This is a genomic window from Lysobacter sp. CA196 (assembly GCF_052078695.1).
Classification (GTDB): domain Bacteria; phylum Pseudomonadota; class Gammaproteobacteria; order Xanthomonadales; family Xanthomonadaceae; genus Lysobacter.
Window position 1 is genome coordinate 108,882 of sequence record NZ_JBQJIN010000006.1, and the last position, 22,134, is coordinate 131,015.

At 67.5% G+C, this 22,134-nt stretch carries 17 protein-coding genes; 9 read left to right on the top strand and 8 right to left on the bottom strand.

Features of this window, described 5'->3' with window-relative positions; genetic code table 11:
• Window positions 1-205: 205 nt before the first annotated feature.
• The gene (locus ACTOWK_RS08030; RefSeq protein WP_441329750.1) at window positions 206-1,201 is read left to right on the top strand and encodes a TraB/GumN family protein; all 996 of its coding nucleotides are present in this window, start codon (window positions 206-208) and stop codon (window positions 1,199-1,201) included.
• Window positions 1,202-1,364: 163 nt separating this feature from the next.
• Here ACTOWK_RS08030 and ACTOWK_RS08035 read toward each other — a convergent pair whose 3' ends face one another.
• Complete coding sequence (locus tag ACTOWK_RS08035; RefSeq protein ID WP_441329659.1) at window positions 1,365-2,903, bottom strand: galactose-binding domain-containing protein; 1,539 nt, start codon at window positions 2,901-2,903, stop codon at window positions 1,365-1,367.
• 328 nt (window positions 2,904-3,231) lie between these two features.
• Here ACTOWK_RS08035 and ACTOWK_RS08040 point away from each other — a divergent pair, with 328 nt between their 5' ends.
• The 3 genes from ACTOWK_RS08040 to ACTOWK_RS08050 all read left to right on the top strand — a co-directional run bounded on the left by ACTOWK_RS08040 (window position 3,232) and on the right by ACTOWK_RS08050 (window position 5,011).
• Window positions 3,232-3,675, top strand: coding sequence for a helix-turn-helix transcriptional regulator (locus tag ACTOWK_RS08040; protein WP_441329660.1), 444 nt, complete (start codon window positions 3,232-3,234; stop codon window positions 3,673-3,675).
• A 248-nt stretch (window positions 3,676-3,923) separates the two neighbouring features.
• Window positions 3,924-4,574 (top strand): DUF5671 domain-containing protein, encoded by a 651-nt coding sequence (locus ACTOWK_RS08045; RefSeq protein WP_441329661.1) that lies wholly within the window; start codon window positions 3,924-3,926, stop codon window positions 4,572-4,574.
• Complete coding sequence (locus tag ACTOWK_RS08050) at window positions 4,571-5,011, top strand: hypothetical protein (RefSeq protein ID WP_441329662.1); 441 nt, start codon at window positions 4,571-4,573, stop codon at window positions 5,009-5,011. Before ACTOWK_RS08045 ends, ACTOWK_RS08050 begins: the two co-directional genes overlap by 4 nt.
• A 43-nt stretch (window positions 5,012-5,054) precedes the next feature.
• Here the strand turns inward: ACTOWK_RS08050 and ACTOWK_RS08055 are convergent, their stop codons facing one another.
• Together ACTOWK_RS08055 and ACTOWK_RS08060 are read right to left on the bottom strand one after the other, a co-directional pair.
• A complete protein-coding gene (locus tag ACTOWK_RS08055) occupies window positions 5,055-5,234 on the bottom strand; it encodes a hypothetical protein (protein WP_441329663.1) in 180 nt (59 codons plus the stop codon).
• Window positions 5,235-5,297: 63 nt separating this feature from the next.
• Window positions 5,298-6,080: an SDR family oxidoreductase gene (locus tag ACTOWK_RS08060; protein ID WP_441329664.1), complete on the bottom strand. Its 783-nt coding sequence runs from the start codon at window positions 6,078-6,080 to the stop codon at window positions 5,298-5,300.
• Between the two features lie 156 nt (window positions 6,081-6,236).
• On the opposite strand from ACTOWK_RS08060, the gene ACTOWK_RS08065 reads away from it, so the two are divergent.
• Complete coding sequence (locus tag ACTOWK_RS08065; RefSeq protein WP_441329665.1) at window positions 6,237-7,142, top strand: LysR family transcriptional regulator; 906 nt, start codon at window positions 6,237-6,239, stop codon at window positions 7,140-7,142.
• A gap of 429 nt (window positions 7,143-7,571) precedes the next feature.
• Here ACTOWK_RS08065 and ACTOWK_RS08070 read toward each other — a convergent pair whose 3' ends face one another.
• Both ACTOWK_RS08070 and ACTOWK_RS08075 read right to left on the bottom strand, forming a co-directional pair.
• Window positions 7,572-9,005: a DUF1501 domain-containing protein gene (locus ACTOWK_RS08070; protein WP_441329666.1), complete on the bottom strand. Its 1,434-nt coding sequence runs from the start codon at window positions 9,003-9,005 to the stop codon at window positions 7,572-7,574.
• A gap of 12 nt (window positions 9,006-9,017) precedes the next feature.
• Complete coding sequence (locus ACTOWK_RS08075) at window positions 9,018-10,775, bottom strand: DUF1800 domain-containing protein (protein ID WP_441329667.1); 1,758 nt, start codon at window positions 10,773-10,775, stop codon at window positions 9,018-9,020.
• Window positions 10,776-11,256: 481 nt separating this feature from the next.
• On the opposite strand from ACTOWK_RS08075, the gene ACTOWK_RS08080 reads away from it, so the two are divergent.
• Entirely contained in the window at window positions 11,257-14,001 is a 2,745-nt protein-coding gene (locus ACTOWK_RS08080) for a TonB-dependent receptor plug domain-containing protein (protein WP_441329668.1), read from the top strand.
• 92 nt (window positions 14,002-14,093) lie between these two features.
• Here the strand turns inward: ACTOWK_RS08080 and ACTOWK_RS08085 are convergent, their stop codons facing one another.
• Window positions 14,094-14,501: a hypothetical protein gene (locus ACTOWK_RS08085; RefSeq protein WP_441329669.1), complete on the bottom strand. Its 408-nt coding sequence runs from the start codon at window positions 14,499-14,501 to the stop codon at window positions 14,094-14,096.
• A 249-nt stretch (window positions 14,502-14,750) separates the two neighbouring features.
• On the opposite strand from ACTOWK_RS08085, the gene ACTOWK_RS08090 reads away from it, so the two are divergent.
• Together ACTOWK_RS08090 and ACTOWK_RS08095 are read left to right on the top strand one after the other, a co-directional pair.
• Window positions 14,751-15,959: an ATP-binding protein gene (locus ACTOWK_RS08090; RefSeq protein ID WP_441329670.1), complete on the top strand. Its 1,209-nt coding sequence runs from the start codon at window positions 14,751-14,753 to the stop codon at window positions 15,957-15,959.
• Window positions 15,956-16,498 (top strand): response regulator transcription factor, encoded by a 543-nt coding sequence (locus ACTOWK_RS08095; RefSeq protein WP_441329671.1) that lies wholly within the window; start codon window positions 15,956-15,958, stop codon window positions 16,496-16,498. Before ACTOWK_RS08090 ends, ACTOWK_RS08095 begins: the two co-directional genes overlap by 4 nt.
• A gap of 218 nt (window positions 16,499-16,716) precedes the next feature.
• Here ACTOWK_RS08095 and ACTOWK_RS08100 read toward each other — a convergent pair whose 3' ends face one another.
• Window positions 16,717-17,829 carry a glycoside hydrolase family 99 protein gene (locus tag ACTOWK_RS08100; protein ID WP_441329672.1) on the bottom strand — a complete coding sequence of 371 codons (1,113 nt, stop codon included), beginning with the start codon at window positions 17,827-17,829 and terminating at the stop codon, window positions 16,717-16,719.
• A gap of 508 nt (window positions 17,830-18,337) precedes the next feature.
• Between ACTOWK_RS08100 and ACTOWK_RS08105 the strand changes: the two genes are divergently transcribed.
• Complete coding sequence (locus ACTOWK_RS08105) at window positions 18,338-20,428, top strand: S8 family serine peptidase (RefSeq protein ID WP_441329673.1); 2,091 nt, start codon at window positions 18,338-18,340, stop codon at window positions 20,426-20,428.
• A gap of 107 nt (window positions 20,429-20,535) precedes the next feature.
• On the opposite strand, the gene ACTOWK_RS08110 is transcribed toward ACTOWK_RS08105, so the two are convergent.
• The gene (locus ACTOWK_RS08110; RefSeq protein WP_441329674.1) at window positions 20,536-21,933 is read right to left on the bottom strand and encodes a GntP family permease; all 1,398 of its coding nucleotides are present in this window, start codon (window positions 21,931-21,933) and stop codon (window positions 20,536-20,538) included.
• Window positions 21,934-22,134 lie beyond the last annotated feature (201 nt).

The following is a 22,134-nucleotide window of genomic DNA, read 5'->3' on the forward strand; positions in this document are numbered from 1 at the left end:
TTTTGCGCGTCGTTTAGCTTCGCGCCTGCGGCGGAAGCAGCCGGCGACATACCGGCAGGCATCGCCTGGGACGAGCCGCGGCGGATCGACTTGCACCGGGCCTGCGGATAGGTTTCCATCGTGGCCGGACCCTGCATCGACTGCGGTTCGACCACAGGAGAGCGCCAAGATGCGAAGGAAGCTGCTGCTAGGCCTGACGATCGCGATGCTGGCCGCGCCCGCGGCGGCGCAGTCCTCATCAACGCAAGGCGGCGCAACGCCCATCGTCGGGGCCGTAGCGGCGCCGCCCATCGTCGACATGGACGTGGTGGTGGTTTCCGGCGTGCAGCCGGGGCCCGGCCTGTGGAAATTCCACAAGGGCGACCGCGTGTTGTGGATCCTGGGGACGCTGTCGCCGCTGCCCAAGGACATCACCTGGCTGTCGCGCGACATGGACGCGGCGATAGCGCAATCCCAGCTCGCATTGCAGCCGCCGCGACTGTCGGTCAGCGCCGATATCGGTCTGTTCGCTCGCTTGTCGCTATTGCCTTCGATGCTGAAACTGCGCAAGAACCCGGACGGCGCGAAATTGCAGGACGTGCTGCCGGCGGACTTGTACGCGCGTTGGCAAGTGTTGAAGCTCAAGTACATCGGCCGCGACAACAGCGTCGAGAGCTGGCGGCCGCTGTTCGCGGCGAGCGAGCTGTATCGTGCGGCGCTGAAGAAAAGCGGTCTCGACGAAACCGGCATCGTCGGGCCGGCGATCCGCAAGGCGGTCGAGGCGGCCGGTATCGAGACGCGCTCCACCAGCCTGCCGATCAAGCTCGATGATCCGAAAAAGACCCTCAAGGCCTTCAACGCCTCCACACTCGACGACGTGGCCTGCTTCCGCAAGACCCTGGACCGGCTCGAAACCGATCTGGCGATCATGACCACGCGCGCCAATGCCTGGGCCACCGGCGACATCGACGCCCTGCGCGCGCTGCCTTACGAGGACCAGCAGGAGGCTTGCCTGAGCGCACTGACCGGTTCGGGCTTCTCGCAGAAGCTCGGCATCGACGATGTCCAGGCGCAGATGGCCGAGCATTGGTATCGCAGCGTCGACGGCGCGCTGAAGGAACAGCGGGTGGTCTTCACCATCCTGCCGATATCGCAGTTGCTCAAGACCGACGGCGTGGTCGCCAAACTGCAGGCCAAGGGCTTTGAGGTCGAGGCGCCGTAAGCGGTAGCAAGCGGTGCATGCCGGCGCCGGGACAGGTCTGTCCACTGCGCTGATACCGAGGCCGATCCGAGACCAATCCGAGGCCGATTCGAGGCCGATTCGAAACCGATCTCATCGACCCGGAAGGATGCCGGCCGGACAGCGCCGGCATCCCGCATGCCGATCAGTGTTCGAGCACGCTCACGCTGGTCACGTACTGCGAGTCGGCGGTCCACGGCGAGGGATTGCCGACGCCCAGACCGACCTGCAGGGTCTTGCCGGCGATGTTGCCGAGATCGAAGTAACGCATCGGCACCAGCGCGCCCGGGCACCAGCTGCGCGGGTTGGTGGTGGTGTTGTTGCGGAAGATGCCGGGGTTGCCGCGCGGGCTGAACTGCTCATAGCTCGCGCAGTCGATCTTGGTGCTGAAGGTCGCGATCTGCGCGCCGTTGAGCTTCACCGCGATGTTGGTGTTGGTGTACTCCTGCCCGCCGCTGGAAGCGCCGTAGCCGGCGATGCTGACGGCGAGGGTGGCGATGCCCAGGTTGGCGGTATGCGAGACGGTGGCGGTGCTGATGCTGTCGTCGGTTTCCGACGAGCGCGACAGCAGGCCGATCACGTCGGGGTCGCTGCCGGGCGTAAGCGCCTGGGTCGAGACCAGTGCCAGCGAATACTTGAAACCGACTTCGGCGATCGCCGGATCGGTCACGCCGTGCTGTTCGCAGGCATCGCCGCCGTATTGCGGGTTGGCGCCGCCGCTGATGCCGACCCAGATGTCGCGGTCGGGGTTGGCCAGTGCCGCCGCATACGGGTTCATCGGCGCATCGGGGTAGACGCGGGTCGCCTTCGCGCCCTGCCACATGTCGCTGAACGGCGAAATGAAATCGGTGAAGGTCACCCGCGGCGTGTCGACGGTCGGCGCGCTGCCCTTGGGCGTGCTGATGAAGAAGGCCGAGGCGAAGCGGTCGTAGGGATCGCACTGGGCGTGGTAGGTGATGCGCAGAGCGACGTCGTCGCCGATCTTGGCCTTCTCGGCGTCGCTGAGCTTGCGCGCGTATTCGGTGCCGCGCTTCCACATCAGCACGCCCGCGGGCGGCGTGTAGGTGGTCGGCTCGGTGCTGCGGTAGATGCCGAACTGCGGCACCTGGTCGAGCACCTGCACCAGCTTCTCGCTCGCCGGCGGCGTGTCGTGGACCTCGAACTCGTAAATGCGCGCTGCGGTGTCGCTGCCCTGGGTCGGCGTGGCGATGTTGAGGCGGACGTAGCGCGCGCTGGTCGTCGCGATGGGGTGGGTGCTGATGTTGGCGGTGTTGTTGCTCACGCTGACCGCGGTGCTCCAGGCGTTGCCGTTGGCCGAGGTCTGGATGTTGAAGCTCTTGCTGTTGAACGAAGCCGGCTCGCCGCCGGCGCCGGCGTGCTTGACCACGAAGCTCGATATCGAACGGCTGGCGCCGAGATCGACTTGCAACCAACGATTACTGGCTGCGGAACAGAACTTGTCGCTGTTGCCGCCGCCGGTGCTGCCGTTGAAGGCCTTCGCCGGCGCCTCGTTGGCGTTGCACGCGGCCGAACCGGTGGCGGGCTTGTTCAAGGCGAGGTTGGCGGCCGAGGCGGTGCCGGTGAAGCCCAGGCACAGCAGCAGGCCCGCGAATTGCAAGCTCGTGGACGGCAGGCCTGCGAACGGCAGGCCCGGCCGGGGTGGAGCGCTCTGTCTCGATTGCATGAGGATGTCCTTGATGATGCGAAGGAAGCCGGCGCAACGATCGGACGCCGCGATGACCACGGCGGTGGGCGACCCGAACGGGCCGGAACAACGGCGGGCGCCGCCGCGGCGGAAATCGATCGAAGGCGTTTAGATCGATCCAAACGCGAGATTAGTGCAGCGCGGGAGCGCGGAGCCGACCCTGAGCCCCGTCGGGAAGCGATTTAAGAGCACTCGTCCGCAGTTTCGGATCGCGGTTCGGTGGCTCGGTTCGATGGCCCGGCGCGGACGAGGCGACGCGTGCCGGCTGCGCTAGGCGTCTCCTGCACGGCATGGCAGGATTCCGCAGATGACTCATGGCGCCGACACGACGACTTACCTGCGCGACCTCGCCCGGCTGCGGCGCGTGCGCGATCGCATCGACCGCGAGTACGCGCAGCCGCTCGATGTCGAAGCGCTCGCTCACGGCGTCGGTATGTCGGCCGGGCATCTGAGCCGCCTGTTCCGCAGCGCCTATGGCGAATCGCCGTATTCGTATCTGATGACGCGGCGCATCGAGCGCGCGATGGCGCTGCTGCGCCGCGGCGACCTCAGCGTCACCGACGTCTGCTTCGAGGTCGGCTGCGCATCGCTGGGCACCTTCAGCACGCGTTTCGCCGAACTGGTCGGCGTGCCGCCGAGCGTCTATCGGCGCGACGCCGCGCAGGCGACGGAAGGGCTGCCGCCGTGCGTGGAAAAGCAGGTGACCCGGCCGGTGCGGAATCGCGAAACCACGGAGTCGGGCAGCGCCTGAGGTCGTCGCGCTTGGTTCTTGATGGGTCGATGCCTCGCTGACCGTTGCCGCGCGGTCGCGGCTTGCGCCGCTCCCGTTCCTCGGGCCTGAAGGATTGCGGCAGCTTGCGCGTGCGGGCCGAGCAGTCGGATCGACGCAGGTAGCGACCCGGATACCCGCGGGTAGCGTTTTCCGCTACCTCGCCGGCGCTTGCGCGCTGCGGCTGCGGCGCTGCTACATTCCAGGCGTCCTTCTATGGAGCGGTGGCCATGGCCTCGGGAAGTCTGGAACTGGAGCGCTTCGTCCGCGAAGCCTTGTTGCGCGGGCAATCGAAGGAGGCCACGGCGCAGGCGCTGTCGGCGGCCGGTTGGAGCGCCGAGCAGACCCGCGGCGCGCTCGATGCCTACGCCGACGTCGGCTTCGTGTTGCCGGTGCCGAAGCCGCGCGCCTCGCTGTCGGCGCGCGAGGCCTTCGCCTACCTGGTGATGTTCAGCACCCTGTATTTCGTCGCCTACAACTTCGGCCGCCTGTTGTTCGACCTGATCAACATCGCCTGGCCGGACGCCGCCGACAACGGCTACGAATTCTGGCGCAAGAGCGTCGACGACTCGCTGCGCTGGTCGGTGTCGGCGCTGGTGATCGCCTTCCCGGTGTTCGCCTTCGTCTCGCACCGGGTCGCGCAGGACGTCGCGCGACATCCGATCAAGCGCTTGTCGCCGGTGCGGCGCTGGCTGACCTATCTGACCTTGTTCATCGCCGCGACGGTGTTGATCGGCGACATGACCGCATTGGTCTACAACCTGCTCGGCGGCGAGCTGAGCCTGCGTTTCGTGTTGAAGGTGCTGGTGGTCGGGGGCATCGCCGGCAGCGTATTCGGTTACTACCTGTGGGACCTGCGTCGCGAGGAGAGCCAGGCATGAGCGCACCGGTCGGACGTTGGCTGCTGATCGCAGCCGCAGTAGCGATCGCGGCGGCGGTGACCGCGGCGATCGCGGTCATGGGCGGCCCGGGCACGCAGCGCGAGGCGCGGCTCGACCAACGCCGCACCCACGAGCTCGACCGCATCAACGACGAGGTGCGCGACTATTGGAAACAGCATTCGCGCCTGCCGCCGGATCTGCCGAGCCTGGCGAAGCAGCCGGGCGTGGCCCTGAGCACGGTCGATCCGGTTAGCGCCGCGCCTTACCGCTACGTCGCCGGTGAGGCAGGTCGCTTCCGCCTGTGCGCGACCTTCGCCACCGACACCGGGCGCGAGGATGCTGGGCGCCGCGCTGCGGCAGACGGGTACCCGCGCGGCTGGCGTCATCCGGCCGGCGAGCATTGCTTCGAGCTCGACGCGTCCAAGCCCGAAACCTGAGCCATGGCGGGGTAGCGGATGCCGACGTGCGCTGCGGCATGCGTCAGGCTTGAGCGTCCGGCCGCAGACACGGCGCGAACAGATCGCCCAAGTTGATGCGATGCAGGAACTCGGCGCGGATGCGGTCGCCGACCGCGCTGACGACGTCGCAACCGTCGCCGGCCGGGTCGACGTGCATGCGGAAACCGGCGGCAAATGCGGCCTCGCAGTCGCCGTTGCGCACGCCGCGCGCATAAACGTGTGCGAGCTCGGAGAGACGGCGCGGCGAAATCCGCGCCGCGGACGATCAGAAAACGTAGCCGCCGTTGACGCGCAGCACCTGCGAGTTCACCCAACTGCCGTCGGGGCCGGCGAGAAAGGACACGGCGGCGGCGATTTCTTCCGGCGTGCCGAGGCGTTCCAGCGGCGCCAAACCACGGAAGTGGGCGATCTGTTCTTCGCTCTTGCCGTGCAGGAACAGCTCGGTGCCGACCGGGCCGGGAGCGACCGCATTGACGGTGATGTTGCGGCCGCGCAGTTCGTTGGCGAGCACGTGCACCAGGCCTTCGACGCCGGCCTTGGACGCGATGTAGGGGCCGTAGGTCGGGAAGGCCTTGCCGATCACGCTGGTCGACAGGGCGACGATGCGGCCGCCGTCGCCCAGGTGCTGCGCGGCCAGGCCGAGCACGACGAAGCTGCCGCGCAGGTTGGTGCCGATGACGCGGTCGAACTCGGCCAGGTCGCCGCCTTGGATCGGTACGTACGGCATGACGCCGGCGCTGTTGACCACCGCGTCGAGGCGGCCGTAAGTCTGCAGGGCGAGACCGAACACGCGCTCCATCGCAGCGGGATCGGCGACGTCGCCCTGGGCGGCGATGGCCTGGCCGCCGGTGTCGCGGATCTGCGCGACCACGGCGTCAGCTGCGGCGGCGTTGCCGGCGTAGTTGACGACCAGGGCATAGCCGTCGGCGGCCAGGCGCAGGGCGATAGCGCGGCCGATGCCGCGCGAGGCGCCGGTGACTAGGGCGGTCTTGGCCTGGGCCGATGGGGTCGATGCAAGCGAGGTCGGGGCGGGCTGGGTGGGCGACATGGCTGGACTCCGGGTGGGGCGGCGGTGGCGGGATGCCAGGGGTTCCGCGGTGGAGGCAGTCTGCCGGTTGTTCTTTTCTGGATAAACCAGGCCTGATTGGCAATACAATTCAACAATCGCCAACAATGGCTGCCGCTGGCCGCCCGGGAGCCCGCCATGGACCGTTTCGAGGCCCTGCGCCTGTTCACCCGCATCGTCGAGCTGGGCAGCTTCACTCGCGCCGCCGGTGTGCTCGATCTGCCCAAGGCCACCGCGACCCATGCGATCAAGGAACTGGAGGCGAGCCTGGGCGTGCGCCTGCTCGAACGCACCACCCGCCAGGTGCGGCCGACCCTCGACGGCCAGGCCTATTACGAACGCTGCGTGCATATCCTGACCGAACTCGACGATGCCGATTCGGCGCTGCGCGCGGTCGCGAGCAATCCGCGAGGCACCTTGCGCCTGGACCTGCACGGCTCGCACGCGACCGGGATCATCCTGCCGCGGATCAACGAATTCCGCGCTCGCTACCCGCACATCGACCTGGCGATCAGCAGCGGCGACCGCCTGGTCGACTTGGTGCGCGAAGGCATCGATTGCGTGGTGCGCGCCGGCAATCCGCGCGATTCGTCGTTGATCGCCAAGCGCTTGGCGGTGATGCCGGAGGCGACCTGCGCGAGCCCCGACTATCTGGCGCAGTTCGGTACGCCGCAGCATCCCGACGAATTGTCGGCGCACCAGTCGGTAGGTTTTTTCTCCAGCAACCGCGATGTGCGTTATCCGTTCGAGTTCATCGTCGACGGCGAACCGCGCGAGATTGCGTTGAGCTCATGGATTTCGGTCAACGAAGCCGAATGCTATGTCGCCGCGGCCTTGCGCGGCTGCGGGCTGATCCAGTTGCCGCGGCATCACATCGAACCGCATCTGCGCGATGGCCGGTTGCTGGAGATATTGAGCGACTACCGCAGCGCCGGCGTGCCGGTATCGGTGTTGTACCCGCAGCATCGGCAGTTGTCGCCGCGCGTGCGAGTCTTCGTCGACTGGGTATCGGTGCTGTTCGCGGAGAAGTTCGGGGGGATGTAGTCGGGGGTAACAGCAACAGCAACAGCAAATCCCCCCAGGCCCCCCTTTTTCAAAGGGGGGAGGCGTGTGGGGAGTCGAAATAGGGTTGGGTGAATACGCAGCGAGCGCTGATGCTTAGCCCCCTTTGGAGAAGGGGGCGGCGCCCTACGGGAATCGGTGAAGACCGCGAAGCCATAGCGCGGGGGATTTGCTCTTGCGTCAGCAATAGCAATCACCCCTGGCCCCTCTGCAAAAGGGGGAAGAGAACTTGGGGTTGCATCAAGGAAGAGCGAACAGACAGCAAGCGCTGACCTGATCGCCCCCTTTACAAAAGGGGCGGCGCCCGATGTAGTCGGTGAAGATTGCGAATGTGTAGTGCGGGGGATTTGCTCCTGCTCGCCCCACAAGAAGAAGCAAGGCCCCCTCAGCCAGCGCGCGGGCAGTTCCGATTCAATCCACCCACTGCCGCATGTAACGCAGCAAGCGCTCCAGCAAATCCGGATCGTCCACTGCCGCGGGTTTCGCCGCCGGTTTGTACAGCCGGCGCAGCTCCGGCAGCGGTTTCGCCAAGGTGCCGAAGTCGCGGACGAGGCCGAGCGGCGCATAACCGGTGTAGCCGGGGAACACCGTGGCGAGGTCGGTATTGCCCATCCGCCGCACCAGGATCTCCGACAGCACCTGGCGATGGTCGGTGGTCACCGGCACGTCGCCGAAATGCGGCGACAGGATTTCCGGGTCGAGCCCGGACCAGGTGCCGTAGAAACGCCGGCCGTTGACCGGGCCGCCGAGCACCAGCACCGGATTGCCGTAGCCGTGGTCGGTGCCGCCGTTGGCGTTGGCGCGCACGCGGCGGCCGAATTCGGACTGCACCACCACGGTCACCCGCGAGGCGTGTCCGCTCGCATCCAACGCGGCATAGAACGCCGACAAGGCCTGCGAGAGTTCGGCGATCTTGTTCTGGTAGTAGTGGTAGCCGCTGCCGGCCGTGCCCTGGCCGTCGTGGGTGTCCCAACCGCCGAGGTCGAGCGTGGCGTAGTGCAGGCCGAGGTCGAACTGGATCGACTGGGCGATGGTCCACAGCTGTTGCGCGAAGCCATTGCTCGGCCAGCCCGCCGGCGGCGCGCTGTAGGACTGGCGCGCGATCACCTGCAGGGCGCGATCGGCGCGTTGGCCGCCGAGCTCGAGCGCGGTCGTTCCGGCCCACAGGCTGGCCAGGGTTTCGTTGACGCCGCGGAAACCCATCGGCGAATCCGGCCGCGCGGTCTGCCACGACCAGGCGCCGGCATTGAGGGCGAAGTCGCTCGGGCTGGCCATGGTCAGCGCCTGCACCGAAGCCAGCAGCCCGGCCGGTTGCCGCGAAGCCACGCCGAGCGCCGGCAGTTTTTCTGCGCCGCTCAGGTTCGGTTGCGTATTCATCGCGCGCGTCAGCCAGCCGCTGCCGATGCCTTGTTGCCCGGGCGTGCCCAGGTCGATGTAGAGCTGCGCATCGAAGTGGCTGCGGGTCACGCTGGTGGCGAGGCCGCAGCCGTGCACGATGGCCAGGTGCCCGGCGTTCCACAGATCGCGCAGGCCGCTTGCCGACGGATGCAGGCCGAAGCCGGTGGCGGCGCCGGTGCCGAGCGTCAACGGCAGGGCGCCGTAGGTGCCGGTCGCGGCGATCGACAGATTCGGCCGCGCTTGCTCGTAGAAACCGCGGTCGTTGCCGCTGATCGGCACGACCAGGTTGAGGCCGTCCAGGCCGCCGCGCAGGAACAGATGCACGACGGTGTCGTGGCCGTTGGCGGCGGCGAAGGCGGGGTTGGCGAACAGCAGGGCGGGGCCGCCCACCGCACCGGCGGTGACGGCGGCAGTGCCTTTGAGAAACTCGCGTCGGGTCAGCGTCATGTCGGCGGCCTGCTAGCGGCTGAGGAATTCGGGCGACATCAGGATCAGCGACACCATGCTGCGCAGCCGGTCCTGGTTGTAGTGGCGCTTGAGGTCGCTCGCGGCCCAAGTGTTGGTGTCGGTGACCACGTAGGTGAGCGGGTCGCCGTTCTGGGCCATGAAGGCGATCAAGGTCTGGCGCCGCGCCGCGGTCGGCAGATAGCCGAGGATGCGCTTGCACCAGAAATCGACCAGCTTGGCCGGCGTCCACGACGGCACCTTGCTGCGCGTGGTCGTCAGGATCGGCGCCATCGGCACGCCGCCGTCCTGGGTTTCGGTGATCCAGTTGAGGATCTTCCAGGTCATCGCATAACTGCCCGAACCCGACCACGCGGCCTGGGTGTCGGGATAGCCGTTCGGCGCCGGCCATTCGTAGGGCGCGTGGCCGGTGAAGCCCATGCGCCAGGCGAACTCGTCGCTCTTCGGCGTGCCGACCGCAATCGTCCAGTCGCTGCCGAGCGTGCGCATCGCCGCGGCCACCGCCTCGAACGGGCGCCGCGATTTCAGGCCCCAGGCCTGCGCGAATGCGCTCGACAAGACGATGTGGCGCACCGTCAGCGCGATCTGGTCGGCGCTGCGCCAGTTCTGGCGGAAGATCGCCGCCGCGCTGGTTACCAGGGCCGCGCTCGGCGTGTCGCTGACGAAACGGCGGATCAGTTTCTTGCAGATGAAGCGGGCCACGCCGGGGTGGCTGGCGAGACGGTCGAGCACGTCGCGTCCGTCCTTCAGCGCCGGCTGCTCGGGATAGAGCATTCGCCCGAGCAGGAACTTCGGGCCGGCGTCGTGCCAGGCCTGGCGATAGACGAAGCTGCCGTCGTTTTCGGTCGGGTACTGCCAATGGCCGTTCTTGATCGACCAGCCGGTGAAGGCCGAGGCGGTCTCGTAGACGTCGATGTCGGTGTAGCCGGCCGGGTAGGTCGGGTCTTCAGCATCGGGCGGAACCTGGAACGGGTCCATGAAACCCAGGTAATGCTCGGCGCCCAACGTATGCAGTTCCAACAGCTCGCGGGCGAAGTTTTCGTTCGGGCCGGCGCGCGTGTTGGAGGCGTTGTCGAGGTAGTAGAGCATCGAGGTGCTTTTGGCTACTTCCTCGAGCATCGCGCGGAAATTGCCGAACGCATGCGGGCGCAGCACGTCGCGCTGGTAGTGCACGTAGACCGGGCCGGCGTCGTAGTCGCTGGCGGTGACGTTGAAATGGTCGTGCCAGAAATTGACCATGACCTCGCGCAGCTGACGCTTGGAATGCACGGCACGCACCAGGGCGGCGCGCTGCGCCTCCCAAGCCGGGCGCATGCGCACTTCGTAGGCCGGGTTCGGTTTGACGTGGTCGGCCCACAACTGGGTCAGCGACTTGCCCAGGGTGGTATAGCCCGCGTTGAGCAAACGCGTCTCGACCGCGCTGTCGTCGATGTTGGCCCAGTCCAACTGCCAGTCGACGTAGTTGGCCAAACGCTGAGTGTCGGTGGTACCGAGCGCGTTGAACTCGCTGATCGATTGCGCGGTGGCGCCGTAGCTGAGGCTGGCGAGCGCGCGCACCACGAACGGCGGACGCGGCAGGTCCAGCGGCGAGACCAGCATCGGCGCGACCTGCAAGTCGGGCGCGGCGCTCAGCCTTGCGTCGAGTTTGGCGCGCGCGGCTTTCGACGGCGTGCTGCGTCCGAGCGTGCCGTACCGATCCTGCAGTCGAGTGCGGATCGCGGCCTGTTCGGAGGCGGTAATCGAGCGGGTCATCGGCGCGCTCCTGTCATCGGTCGTGTCGGGGAGCGCGAGCTTATGCCGCGGGCAAGCGTCAAAGTCTTGGTTGCGTCACAGATCATTCCGGCCCGGGATGCGCTGCGTCACTGTTCGAATGCGCACCGGTGACGACGAATTCACCACGACGGCGCAGTTATCGCCGCGAACGTGCGAGACGTCACGCGAACAACGAGTACGGGTCCGATCGCATTGCGTGAGGCTTTGCCGATTCTGTCTGTTTGCCGACACTGCCTTCACGAACGGCTCGCATCGGGTTCGTGCGCCAGCGCACATCGCCGTTCCTACGCAGTCGGCAGGCTCTGCGGCGCAACGCAAATTCCCGGTCGCCATATGCAGATGCAGCGCCTTCATTTCAGTGTGTGCTGCATAGCAACAAAGATGAATCGAACGCCAGCCGCGAGTGCCCGGGGATCGCAGCACCCGGCGGCCTGGCACCACCCTCTGCCAAGGATTTCCCATGCACGCTGTCCTGCGGCTGCGACGCCGTCCGCTTTCCGTTTTTCTTGCCCTGGCCTTGCCGGCGATCACCGCATCCGGCGCGGCTGCGGCCGAGGACGCACCGCCCGCCGACCAGGCCGCGACCAATCTCGAACAAGTGGTGGTGACCGGCTCGCGCATCCCGCGCGCGACCCTCGAAGGGCCGTCGCCGGTCACCATCATCAGCAAGGAAGAAATCGACGCGCAGGGGTATCGCAGCGCGTTCGACGCGATCAGCGCGCTGACCCAGAACACCGGCTCGGTGCAGGGCGAGGACTTCGGCAACACCTTCACCCCGGCGGCCAACACCATCAACCTGCGTGGCTTCGGCCCCAACCACACCCTGGTGTTGGTCAACGGCCGGCGTCTGGTCGATTACCCGCTGGCCTATGAAGGCTCGGTCAATGTCGTCAACCTCGCCAACATCCCGACCGCATTGATCAAGCGCATCGAAGTGCTGGCCGGCGGCGCCTCGGCGATCTACGGTTCGGATGCGGTCGCCGGCGTGGTCAACATCATCCTCAAGGACAAGTTCGAAGGCACCGAGGTCAACCTGCGCGTCGGCGGCACCGAGCAGGGCGGCGGCCAGAACCAGCGCCTGCAGGTGGTCAGCGGCTTGTCGGGCGACCGGTTCGACGTGGTGTTCGGCATCGAGCTGCTGCATCGCCAGGCGATCTGGGGCGACCAGCGCGATTTCATGGATTCCTTGCTCGACCAACCCTCGGGTACGGCGTTGTTGCCGACCCAGGTGGCTTACCGGCGCAATGCGCAAAGCAATGGCTTCATCGACCCTGGCGCGGGTTGCAATGCGGTGTCCGGGCTGTACCACGGTTCGGTGCAGCGCACGCGCAACCCGCGCCAAGGCTGGTACTGCGGCAGCAACGAGGCCTCGCCGGCGTTCTGGACCGTGCAGACCCAGAAGAAGAACGCCGATGCCTACGGCTCGCTGACCTGGCGCCTCAGCGACAGCACCGAGCTGTTCGCCGACCTGCAACTGGGCGTTTCCAGCATCGAGAACAACACCCGCGCGCCGAGCTGGACCTCCGACAACAACTATTTCTACAACCAGGCCAGCGGCCTCAACGAAATCTGGTACCGCCGCATCGCTCCGGAAGAGATCGGCTCGGCGCACGCCAACAATAATCGCTTCCTCGAACGCTCCTGGGCCTTCACCACCGGCCTGCGCGGCAGCTTCGGCGAGTCGGGCTGGGACTATGAAGTCGCCTACAACCGCGGCCGCTACGAAAACCGCACCAAGCGCCGCCAGTTCCTCAGCGGTATCAACGAGTTCTACCTGGGCCCGCGCCTGGGCACGCGCAACGGCATCGGCGTGTACAACCCCAATCCCGCGCGCCTGTACCAACCGCTGACGCCGGCCGACTACCAACGCCTGACCGGGTTCTACGAAAGCGAGAACGCGGCCTGGATCCAGAACCTCAGCTTCACCGTCAACGGCGACCTGTTCGAGCTTCCGGCCGGCACGGTCGGTTTCGCCGGCGTGCTCGAAGCCGGTAACCAGGGCTATAGCAACCGCCCCGATGCGCGTCTGGGCAACGGCACTTTCTGGAATACCAGCTCGGGTACGCGCGCGGAAGGCGAGCGCGATCGTTACGCGATCGGCGCCGAGATCAACGTACCGGTCTTCAGCACTCTGACCGCATCGGCGGCGGCGCGTTACGACGAGTTCCGTTTCGCCGGGCGCAAATCCGGCAAGGCCACCTGGAACGCCGGCCTGGAGTACCGCCCGTTCGACAGCCTGTTGCTGCGCGCCAGCGCCTCGACCAGCTTCCGCGCGCCGGACATGAACTACATCTTCGCTGCGGAAACGCGCGGCTATAACCCGGGCATGACCGACTACTGGCGTTGCCGCACCGCCGGCCAGCCCTACGACGACTGCGATTACTCGGGGCTGGCGATCGACTACACCAGCGCCGGCAACCGCGATCTGAAGCCGGAAAGCGGCAAGTCCTACGGCTTCGGCCTGGTCTGGTCGCCGTCGGAACGCTTCGACGTGTCGCTGGACTACTACAGCATCCGTCTCGAAGACGAAGTCACCAACCTCAGCAGCAGCCGCATCCTGCGCGAGGAGGCCGATTGCCGCCTCGGCGCGACCGTCGGCGGCGAGAGCCGCGACATCGACTCGCCGCTGTGCCGCAACGCGCTCAGCCGCGTGCTGCGCAACCCGGCCGATGCCGCGGTGCAGCCGAACCAGGTGCGTCGCGTGCTGATCAACGCGATCAACGCTGCGTCCGAACGCACCGACGGCATCGACCTGAAGAGCAACTTCCGCTGGAGCGCCGGCCGCTACGGCGATTTCAGCAGCCGCCTGGGTTACACCCTGGTGCTCAAGCACGACTACCAGCAGTTCTCCGACGACGAGAAGACCGACCGCCGCGATTCGCTCGACGCGACCGACTGGCGCAGCAAGGTCAATGCCGGCGTGACCTGGAACATCGGCCCCTGGACGTCCAACCTGGTCGCCCTGCGTTACGGCAGCCTGCCCAACAGCGACGGCAGCGGCCGCATTGCGCCGTACACGCGCTACAACGGCAGCGTTTCCTATCGCTTCAACGAGCGCGGTTCGGTCGCCTTCATCGTCAACAACCTGCGCGACTCCAAGCCGCCGGCGGATCGCAATGGTGGCGGCTGGCCGTTCTATCCGGTCGGCAACTACGACCCGTACGGCCGTCAGTTCTGGCTGGAGCTCGACTACCGCTTCCGTTGAGGACGCGGCGCAGGCGCGAGTCTTGTATCGACAAAGAGAAAGCGGGCCGAGGCCCGCTTTCTCTTATCCAATGGACGTGGCGGAGCCTGCGCTCAGAACGGCCCGTTGATCGCGACCGAGCGGCTCAGTGTCTTGGCTTCGCCGGTGGCCAGGTTGGTATAGGTCACATTGACGATGTCGGAGATTGCCATGCCGCCGCGGTACTGTTGGCTGCAGCGCGAGGCGGTGCAGGGCAGCACCAGGCCCATCTCGGTGGTCCAGACATAGCTGTAGCTGCCGGTCGGCAGATTGCGGATCTCGAACGCGGCGGTGTAGCTGCTGGCCGGATAGAACGAGGTGCAGCGGCCGAAGTTGCCCACCGGCGGCTGGTCGTTCGGGCTGACGAAGCAGTACAGCACCGGCCCGGTGATGGCTTGGGCGCTCGGCTGCGCCGCTGCCGGCGTGGATACGAGTGCGACGGCGCAGGCGACGACGAGAGCGCCGCCGAACAGGGTGTTCATGAGAGCCAATCCCTTTGATTTCATGAGGTCCGTTCCTGATGGGGCCAGACGATTCTGGCCGGCCGAGGATAGCGTGCAGGCTTCGGCCGGGGCCGCGGGCTGTCGGAACTGACAGGGGCGTCACGCAAGCCGCGGCTGCGGCCGGATGACGCAGGTGCCGGCGGGCCTGGGCCCGAGCGGCGCGGTCGGATCGGCGCCGCCGGATCGGCGCGATGCGATAATCGCCGCACCCCGTTCACGGACATCGTCGTGCTGCACCTGCTGATCTACCTGCGATACATGGCGGTGGCCGGGCAGATGCTCACGGTCGCCTATGTCGTCGAGCGTCTGAATCTGCCGATTCCGGCCCGCCCCTTGTTGGCGATTTCGGCCGGCCTGCTGGCCTTCAACGTGGTCAGTCATGTGTGGTGGCTGCGCCATCGCAACGCCGGCGCGCGCGCGTTGGTCCTGCAGTTGTTGGTCGATCTGCTGGCCTTGACCGCCTTGCTGTATTTCTCCGGCGGCCCGGCCAACCCCTTCGTGTCGCTGTACCTGGTGCCGGTGGCGGTGGCGGCGATCGGCCTGGAAATCGCGCCGATGCTCGGCCTGACCGTACTGACCGCGGCGCTCTACACCTGGCTGCTGCAACACCATGTGCCGCTGCCGCACGTGCACGGCGGCGATTTCGAGCTGCACGTGACCGGCATGTGGGTCAACTTCCTGCTCTCGGCGGTGATCATGGGCGGCGTGCTGAGCCGCTTCATGGCGATCGTGCGCGACCAGCGCCGCCGATTGTCGGAAGCGCGCGAACGCGCGATCCGCGACGAGTCGCTGTCGGCGCTGGGCTCGCTCGCCGCCGGCACCGCGCACGAACTCAATACGCCGCTGGCGACGATGAGCCTGTTGGTCGACGACTGGATCGCCAGCGACGCGCCGCCGGCGCGCGAGGACGTCGAACTGTTGCGCGGCCAGCTCGCGCATTGTCGCGACCATGTGCGCGCGCTGGCCGAGATGGCGCGCCGCGGCGCCGCCGGCGAAGCCACCGTCGAGGACGCCGACCGTTTCGTCCACGCCTGCGTCGATCGCTGGCGGCTGCTGCGGCCGAATGCGACCGCGGTGTTCCATGGCGGCGCGGCCGAGCGCGAAGTGCGCATCGACGCGGCCCTGCCGCAGGCGCTGATCAACCTGATCAACAACGCCGCCGACGCCAACGCCGCGCGCGGCCGCGACGAGCCGGTCGAGGTGGCCACGCAGGTGCGCGAGGGCTGGTTGGTGGTGACGATCCTCGACCGCGGCGCAGGCCCCGCCGGCATCGCCGCGCGCCCGCGCCACGACAGCGAGGGCCCGGGACTCGGCATCGGCCTGATGATTTCCAAGGCCAGCATCGAACGCAGCCGCGGCCGCGTACGCCAGTTCGAACGCGAGGGCGGCGGCTGCGTCACCGAGGTCGATCTGCCGCTGACGAGGTCACCGGCATGAGCCTGCCCGAACGCATGCTGTTGATCGACGACGACCTGGCCTTCTGCCAGGTGTTGGCGCGCTTGCTGCAGCGTCGCGGCGTCGAAGTGCAGGCGCGCCACGACGCGGCGAGCGCACTGGCGGCGCTGGACGAGTTCGCGCCCAAAGGCATCCTGCTCGATCTCAAGCTCGGCGCCGACAACGGCCTGCTGCTGATCCGCGATCTGCGCGAGCGCTGTCCGCAAGCGCGGATCGTGCTCGCGACCGGCTATGCCAGCATCGCCACCGCGGTCGATGCGATGCGCCGCGGCGCCTGGAACTATCTGCCCAAGCCCTTCGATATCGATGCGCTGGCGCAGTCGTTCGAATCGCCCGTGGCGGAAGCGCCGCCGCCGGAACCGCCGCTCGACCCACAATCGCTGCGGCGCCAGGGCTGGGAGCACGTACAGCGCGTGCTCGCCGAATGCGGCGGCAACGTCTCCGCCGCCGCGCGCGTGCTCGGCGTCGACCGCCGCACCCTGCAGCGGCGCCTGGCCAAGCGGCCGGTGCGCGAGAGATAGCGACGACGAATCCGCAGGACGCTGCGTCTGTAAAGGGTAGGAGCGGCGCAAGCCGCGACCAACCGCAGAGGGGTACGCAAGCGTCCTATCCGAGAGCCGTGTAGGCGGCTGTAAGCCTTAAGAACGAGCCGATTATCCAGACTGCGGAGGCCGCGCTTTCGATCACCGCTGCAGTTGGTCGCGGCTCGCGCCGCTCCTACCCGTGAAGCGGTGCTGCGCTATTTGGGAGCCGCGGACTTATAACGCTGCAACCAATGCGCGGTGCGTTCGAGGTAGTACTCCGGCGCGCGCGGTGCGTAGTCCAGATAGTCGAAGGCCGGGTGCTTGAACGCTACCGCCGGTTCGATCTGGGTGCCTTCGTGCCATTCGTTGAACGAGGTGATGCCGATGAACGGCGCGCCGCTGTCGATCGCGGCTTGGAACATCGCGTCGTAATAGCGGCCGCCGTCGCGGTCTTGGGTGTTCTTGGCATTCCACGGGCGCACGCGGGTGTCGATGTAACCCGGGCCGACCGAGGGGATGAAAATCTTGCCGTGCGCCTTGGCCCAGCGTTGCAACTGCGGCCAGTGCTCCGGGGTGGCGCCGTAGCTGAAGCCGCGGCTGGCGAAATAGGTGTAAAAACCGTCGAAGCCGGACCGCTCGAAGAAGGCGTGCTCGTCGGCGCCGACCCACAGCCCGAGCACGTCGGCGTCGAAAGCCGTGCCGCGGATGCTGTCGGCGCCGTCGCGGCCGAGCACCTGCGCCCAGTCCTTGGCGTCGATGACATAGGAGTCGTAGACGAAGAACAGCGGGCGCTGGCTGTCGGGGTCGCGATAGAAGGCCGGGTGCGCGCCGAAGGTCTCGACCAGATAACGGATCGAGGCGCGCGCATCGGCGGCGGTCTTGCGCGCGGCCGGCTCGATCTGGAAGCAGATCCGCACGCCGTGGCGCTGCGCGGCCTCGAACAGCGGGCGCAGGCTCTTGAAGCTCGGGTCGTCGACGCCGAGCCAGGTCACCGCGATCACCCCGATCCGCGCCGAGGCGATCATCGCCATATGCCGTTCGATCACCGCCGGCTCGGCGCTGCTGTACTCGCCGAGCTGCGGATAGAAATTGGCCGAGATGTCGCCGTCGCCGGGCAGTCGCTTGCTGGTGCGGTCGCGGTCGTTCTCGCGCAGCACATCGTGCGCCCAATGCAAGGGCGCACCGTCGAGCTTCGGGCTGCCGTACCAATTGTAGTAGAAGGCGATCGCGCGTGGGTTCAAGGCCTGTGGCGCATCGGCCGCCAAGGCGGACAGCGGCGACAGCAGCGAGACGATCGACAACAGGCAACGCAGCAAGAGCAGGCGCATGGACGAATGGGGCAGCGACGACCGCCCGACTATAGGACGCCGCGGGCCTCGCGCACAGCGTTCGCGCAGCGGCAGCGAGCGGTTTTGCCATTGTCGAAATTGTCGAAACCCATCGCGTCCCCGGCGATTTCGCGGCTGCGCTCGCCGGCAGGCCGTCGAAGGCGAATATTTTTCGATTCGTTTGGAATTCTTTGGATGGCCAGACGGTCGCGCTGCAAGCCCGCCCGCCGGCGGGCGGCCGAACCCGGCCGCATCGCAAGCCGCGACCGCCGTCTCAGGCCGCGGCGATGCGTTGCCGACACCGAGCGACGCGCTTCGCTTTCTGTGATGTCACTCAACGTCGCTGCCGGAACGCCGTTCGTATTCGCGTGGACGCCGCTCCGGTGCGGGCGCAGTGTCGGTAGCCGTCCCACGACGCCAGCAGGGACGCCCGCAGTCGCTTCAGCACTCTCTAGCCCGAGCCGCCGTCGGCAACGACGGCGTTCCATGGAACTTCAGGAGAACTCGCATGACCGACCGTCGTCTGTTGCATCTCGCCATCGCCGTAGCGATCGGCCTCGCCGCCACCGCTGCTTCGGCACCGGCCGCCTCGTCCGCGGCCGACCCGCGTTTCGAACTCGACCTGGGCGGATTGCGTTTCGACCCGCTCGCATCCACGCCGGTGCAGCCCAGCAGCGCCTGGGGCCGCACACGCGCCGATGGCGAAGACTGGCGCCTGATCCAGTTCGGCGGCCCGGTGCGCCAGGGCTGGCTCGACGAACTGCGCCGTGCCGGTCTGGAGCCGGTGCAATACATCCATCCCTATACCTATGTCGCCTGGGGCCGTCGCGATGCCTTGACGCGGCTCGCCGGCCGTCCCGAAGTGCGTTGGAGCGGCGATTTCCTGCCGGCGTACCGGGTGCAGCCCGAACTGCGCAAGGCCGAACTGCGTAAGGCCGTGACCGGGCCGGTCGAAGTCGACGTGATCAGCCGTCGCGGCAACTCCGGCTTCGTCACCGCGCTCGAGGTGCTCGGAGCCGGCAAGGTCGGCGCCGACGCGCGCGCCATCGATCGCCATCTGCAGGCGCAGACCCTGCGCCTGTCGGCCGACCGCATCGCGGCGCTGGCGCAGACCCCGGGCGTGTACAGCGTGCAGAGCGTGCCGACCGACGGCGGCCTGCGCGGCGAGATCAGCAGCCAGATCAACGCCGGCAACCTCGACGCGAGCAATCTCGCCTTGCCCGGCTATAGCGCCTATCTGACCTCGATCGGCGTCGACGGCACCGGCGTGACCATGGCCAACGTCGACAGCGGCATCTACCACACCCATCCCGACCTCGCCGCGCGCATGACCACCTGCGTGGGCAGCACCTGCGGCGCCGCGGCGAGCAGCGCGCACGGCACCCACACCGCGGCGATCATGGCCGGCGACGGCGCCTCCAACGTCAGCGTCAGCACCGCGAACGGCAGCTTCCGTCGCGGCCTCGGCGTGGCGCCCGGCGCCAAGCTGGTCGAACAGCGTTATTCGCCGACCTACAGCCAGGCCGGCGGCATGTTGCTGTTGATGACCCAGTCGGTGCGCAACCGCGCGGTGATCTCCGGCAACAGTTGGGGCCCGGCCGGTACGCCGCGCGGTTACGACAACGCCACCCGCCAGGTCGATGTCGGTGTGCGCGATGCCGACCCCGATGCGCCCGGCGATCAACCGCTGAACTACGTATTGTCGTTCATGAACGGCAACGGCGGCACCCAGAGCCAGGGCACGCCGGACGAAGCCAAGAACACCTTCACCATCGGCTCGACCAAGGGCCAGACCTCGGCCACGGTGCAACTGACCGCGATCAACGACTTGTCGAGCAACACCGCGCACGGCCCGGCGCTCGACGGCCGGCGTATACCGAGCATGGTCGCGCCGGGGTGTTCGATCGATTCGGCCAACAGCGCGAGCGGCCACGGCCTGATGTGCGGCACCAGCATGGCCTCGCCGCAGGTCGCCGGCGCCAGCGCGCTGTTCGTGCAGTACTACCGCACGCGCTTCGGCGTCGATCCGAGCCCGGCCTTGACCAAGGCGGCGTACACCGCGGTCGCGCAGAACCTGATCGGCCGTCTCGATGCCGATGGCGGCACTCTCGGCACCGCGCCCGACAGCAAGCAGGGTTGGGGACGGATGCTGATCAAGCCGGTATTGCAGCCTGCGCAGAGCGTGCAATACGTCGACCAGAGCCGTGTGTTCAACGCCAGCGGCGAGACCTGGACGCGCAGCTTCACCGCGGCCGACCCGAGTAAGCCGATCCGGATCATGCTGGTCTGGACCGATGCGCCCGGCCACGGCCTCGGCGGCACCACCCCGGCCTGGAACAACAACCTGGACCTGCGTGTCACCGCCGGCGCGAGCACCTACCTCGGCAACGTGTTCTCCAGCAGCGGTTGGTCGGTGGCCGGCGGCAGCGCCGACGCCAGGAACAACGGCGAAGGCGTGTTCCTGCAGGCCGCGCAACATGGCGGCAGCGTCAACGTCGAAGTGCGCGCGACCGACATCAACTCCAACGCACTGCCGAATTCCGGCGACGACACCGACCAGGACTTCGCCCTGGTCTGCTACAACTGCGCCGGCAGCTGATTCAGTTCAAGTCGTAATGACCCAGAACCCCTCTCCCGCACGCGGGAGAGGGGCAGGGGTGAGGGCCGCGATGCGCATCCAAGCCTCGATGCAGGCGAACGCGAAACTCACACCACGCCCGTCGCATAAAACGTCCCGATCACCACGAACACCGCCAGGGTCTTGATCAGGGTGATCGCGAACACGTCCTGGTAGGCCTGGCGATGGGTCAGGCCGGTCACCGCGAGCAGGGTGATGACCGCGCCGTTGTGCGGCAGGGTGTCCATGCCGCCGGAGGCCATCGCGGCGACGCGATGCAGCACCTCCATCGGGATGCCGGCGGCGTTCGCGTTGGCGATGAAGCTGTCGGCCATGGCCGCGAGCGCGATGCTCATGCCGCCCGAGGCCGAGCCGGTGATGCCGGCCAGCGCGGTCACCGTCACCGCTTCGTTGACCAGCGGGTTCGGAATCGCGGCCAAGGCATTGGCAACCACCAAGAAACCCGGCAGGGCTGCGATGACCGCGCCGAAACCATACTCGCTGGCGGTGTTCATCGCCGCGAGGAGGGCGCCGCCGATCGCCGCCTTGCTGCCTTCGGCGAAGCTCGCCGTCACCGGCTTCCAGGCGCAGACGATCACCGCGGCGATGCCGATCAACAGCGCGCCTTCGACCGCCCAGATCGCGGCGATCTTCGATACCTCCTGGACCACCGGCGCGGCATCGCCGATCACCGCCGGGTCGAAACTGTGCTGCGCGCCATAGACCTGCGGCAGCCACACGCTGAAAGCTTTGTTGGCGAGACCGACCAGCAGCAGCGGCAGGATCGCGACCGCCGGATGGGCGAGGCGGCCGCCGGCGAACGGCGCCGGCTCGTTGATCAGATTCTCGCCGTAGCCTTCGCCGGCGCGCAGCGCGACCCGGCGGCGCCAATTCAGATACAGCAGGCCGACGATCAGGATGAACACGCCGCCGATCAGGCCCAGCCAAGGCGCCGCCCAGGTGTCGGTGCCGAAGAACGCGGTCGGGATGATGTTCTGGATCTGTGGCGTGCCCGGCAGCGCGTCCATGGTGAAGGTGAAGGCGCCGAGCGCGATGGTGCCGGGGATCAGGCGCTTGGGGATGTCGCTGCGGCGGAACAGCTCGGCGGCGAAGGGATACACCGCGAACACCACCACGAACAGCGACACCCCGCCGTAGGTGAGCAGGGCGCAGACCGCGACGATCGAGAGCATGGCGCGCTCGCGCCCGAGCAGGCGGATGGTCGCGGCGACGATCGACTTCGAGAAGCCCGAGACCTCGATCAGCTTGCCGAACACCGCGCCGAGCAGAAACACCGGGAAATACAGCTTGAGGAAGCCGACCATCTTGTCCATGAACAGGCCGGTGAACATCGGCGCGACCAGGCTTGGGTCGGTCAGCAGCACCGCGCCGAGCGCCGCCACCGGCGCGAACAGGATCACGCTGTGGCCGCGGTAGGCGACATACATCAGGAAGCACAGCGCGGCCAGCACGATCACGAATGCCATCGGTTTGTTTCCCCGTGACGAACGTCCAGGCCCGTCGGTGCGCGCAGTGTCGGCAAGCGCGGGCGGGCGGGGCATTGTCCGAAGGTACAGCTGCCGGACGTGACCGCGTCCTCATAGTCTGCGCGGCATGACGGGGGCCTTCGTCCAGCTGCCGCCGCCATTCTCGCGTGGGGGCGGAATGGCGGCGGTGCGGACACCGGC

What these genes read in the sequence shown, in the direction of transcription:
- ACTOWK_RS08030 (WP_441329750.1), top strand. Translation starts at nt 206, where the DNA reads ATGCTGGCCGCGCCCGCGGCGGCGCAGTCCTCATCAACGCAAGGCGGC.
- ACTOWK_RS08035 (WP_441329659.1), bottom strand. Translation starts at nt 2,903, where the DNA reads ATGCAATCGAGACAGAGCGCTCCACCCCGGCCGGGCCTGCCGTTCGCA.
- ACTOWK_RS08040 (WP_441329660.1), top strand. Translation starts at nt 3,232, where the DNA reads ATGACTCATGGCGCCGACACGACGACTTACCTGCGCGACCTCGCCCGG.
- ACTOWK_RS08045 (WP_441329661.1), top strand. Translation starts at nt 3,924, where the DNA reads ATGGCCTCGGGAAGTCTGGAACTGGAGCGCTTCGTCCGCGAAGCCTTG.
- ACTOWK_RS08050 (WP_441329662.1), top strand. Translation starts at nt 4,571, where the DNA reads ATGAGCGCACCGGTCGGACGTTGGCTGCTGATCGCAGCCGCAGTAGCG.
- ACTOWK_RS08060 (WP_441329664.1), bottom strand. Translation starts at nt 6,080, where the DNA reads ATGTCGCCCACCCAGCCCGCCCCGACCTCGCTTGCATCGACCCCATCG.
- ACTOWK_RS08065 (WP_441329665.1), top strand. Translation starts at nt 6,237, where the DNA reads ATGGACCGTTTCGAGGCCCTGCGCCTGTTCACCCGCATCGTCGAGCTG.
- ACTOWK_RS08070 (WP_441329666.1), bottom strand. Translation starts at nt 9,005, where the DNA reads ATGACGCTGACCCGACGCGAGTTTCTCAAAGGCACTGCCGCCGTCACC.
- ACTOWK_RS08075 (WP_441329667.1), bottom strand. Translation starts at nt 10,775, where the DNA reads ATGACCCGCTCGATTACCGCCTCCGAACAGGCCGCGATCCGCACTCGA.
- ACTOWK_RS08080 (WP_441329668.1), top strand. Translation starts at nt 11,257, where the DNA reads ATGCACGCTGTCCTGCGGCTGCGACGCCGTCCGCTTTCCGTTTTTCTT.
- ACTOWK_RS08085 (WP_441329669.1), bottom strand. Translation starts at nt 14,501, where the DNA reads ATGAACACCCTGTTCGGCGGCGCTCTCGTCGTCGCCTGCGCCGTCGCA.
- ACTOWK_RS08095 (WP_441329671.1), top strand. Translation starts at nt 15,956, where the DNA reads ATGAGCCTGCCCGAACGCATGCTGTTGATCGACGACGACCTGGCCTTC.
- ACTOWK_RS08100 (WP_441329672.1), bottom strand. Translation starts at nt 17,829, where the DNA reads ATGCGCCTGCTCTTGCTGCGTTGCCTGTTGTCGATCGTCTCGCTGCTG.
- ACTOWK_RS08105 (WP_441329673.1), top strand. Translation starts at nt 18,338, where the DNA reads ATGACCGACCGTCGTCTGTTGCATCTCGCCATCGCCGTAGCGATCGGC.
- ACTOWK_RS08110 (WP_441329674.1), bottom strand. Translation starts at nt 21,933, where the DNA reads ATGGCATTCGTGATCGTGCTGGCCGCGCTGTGCTTCCTGATGTATGTC.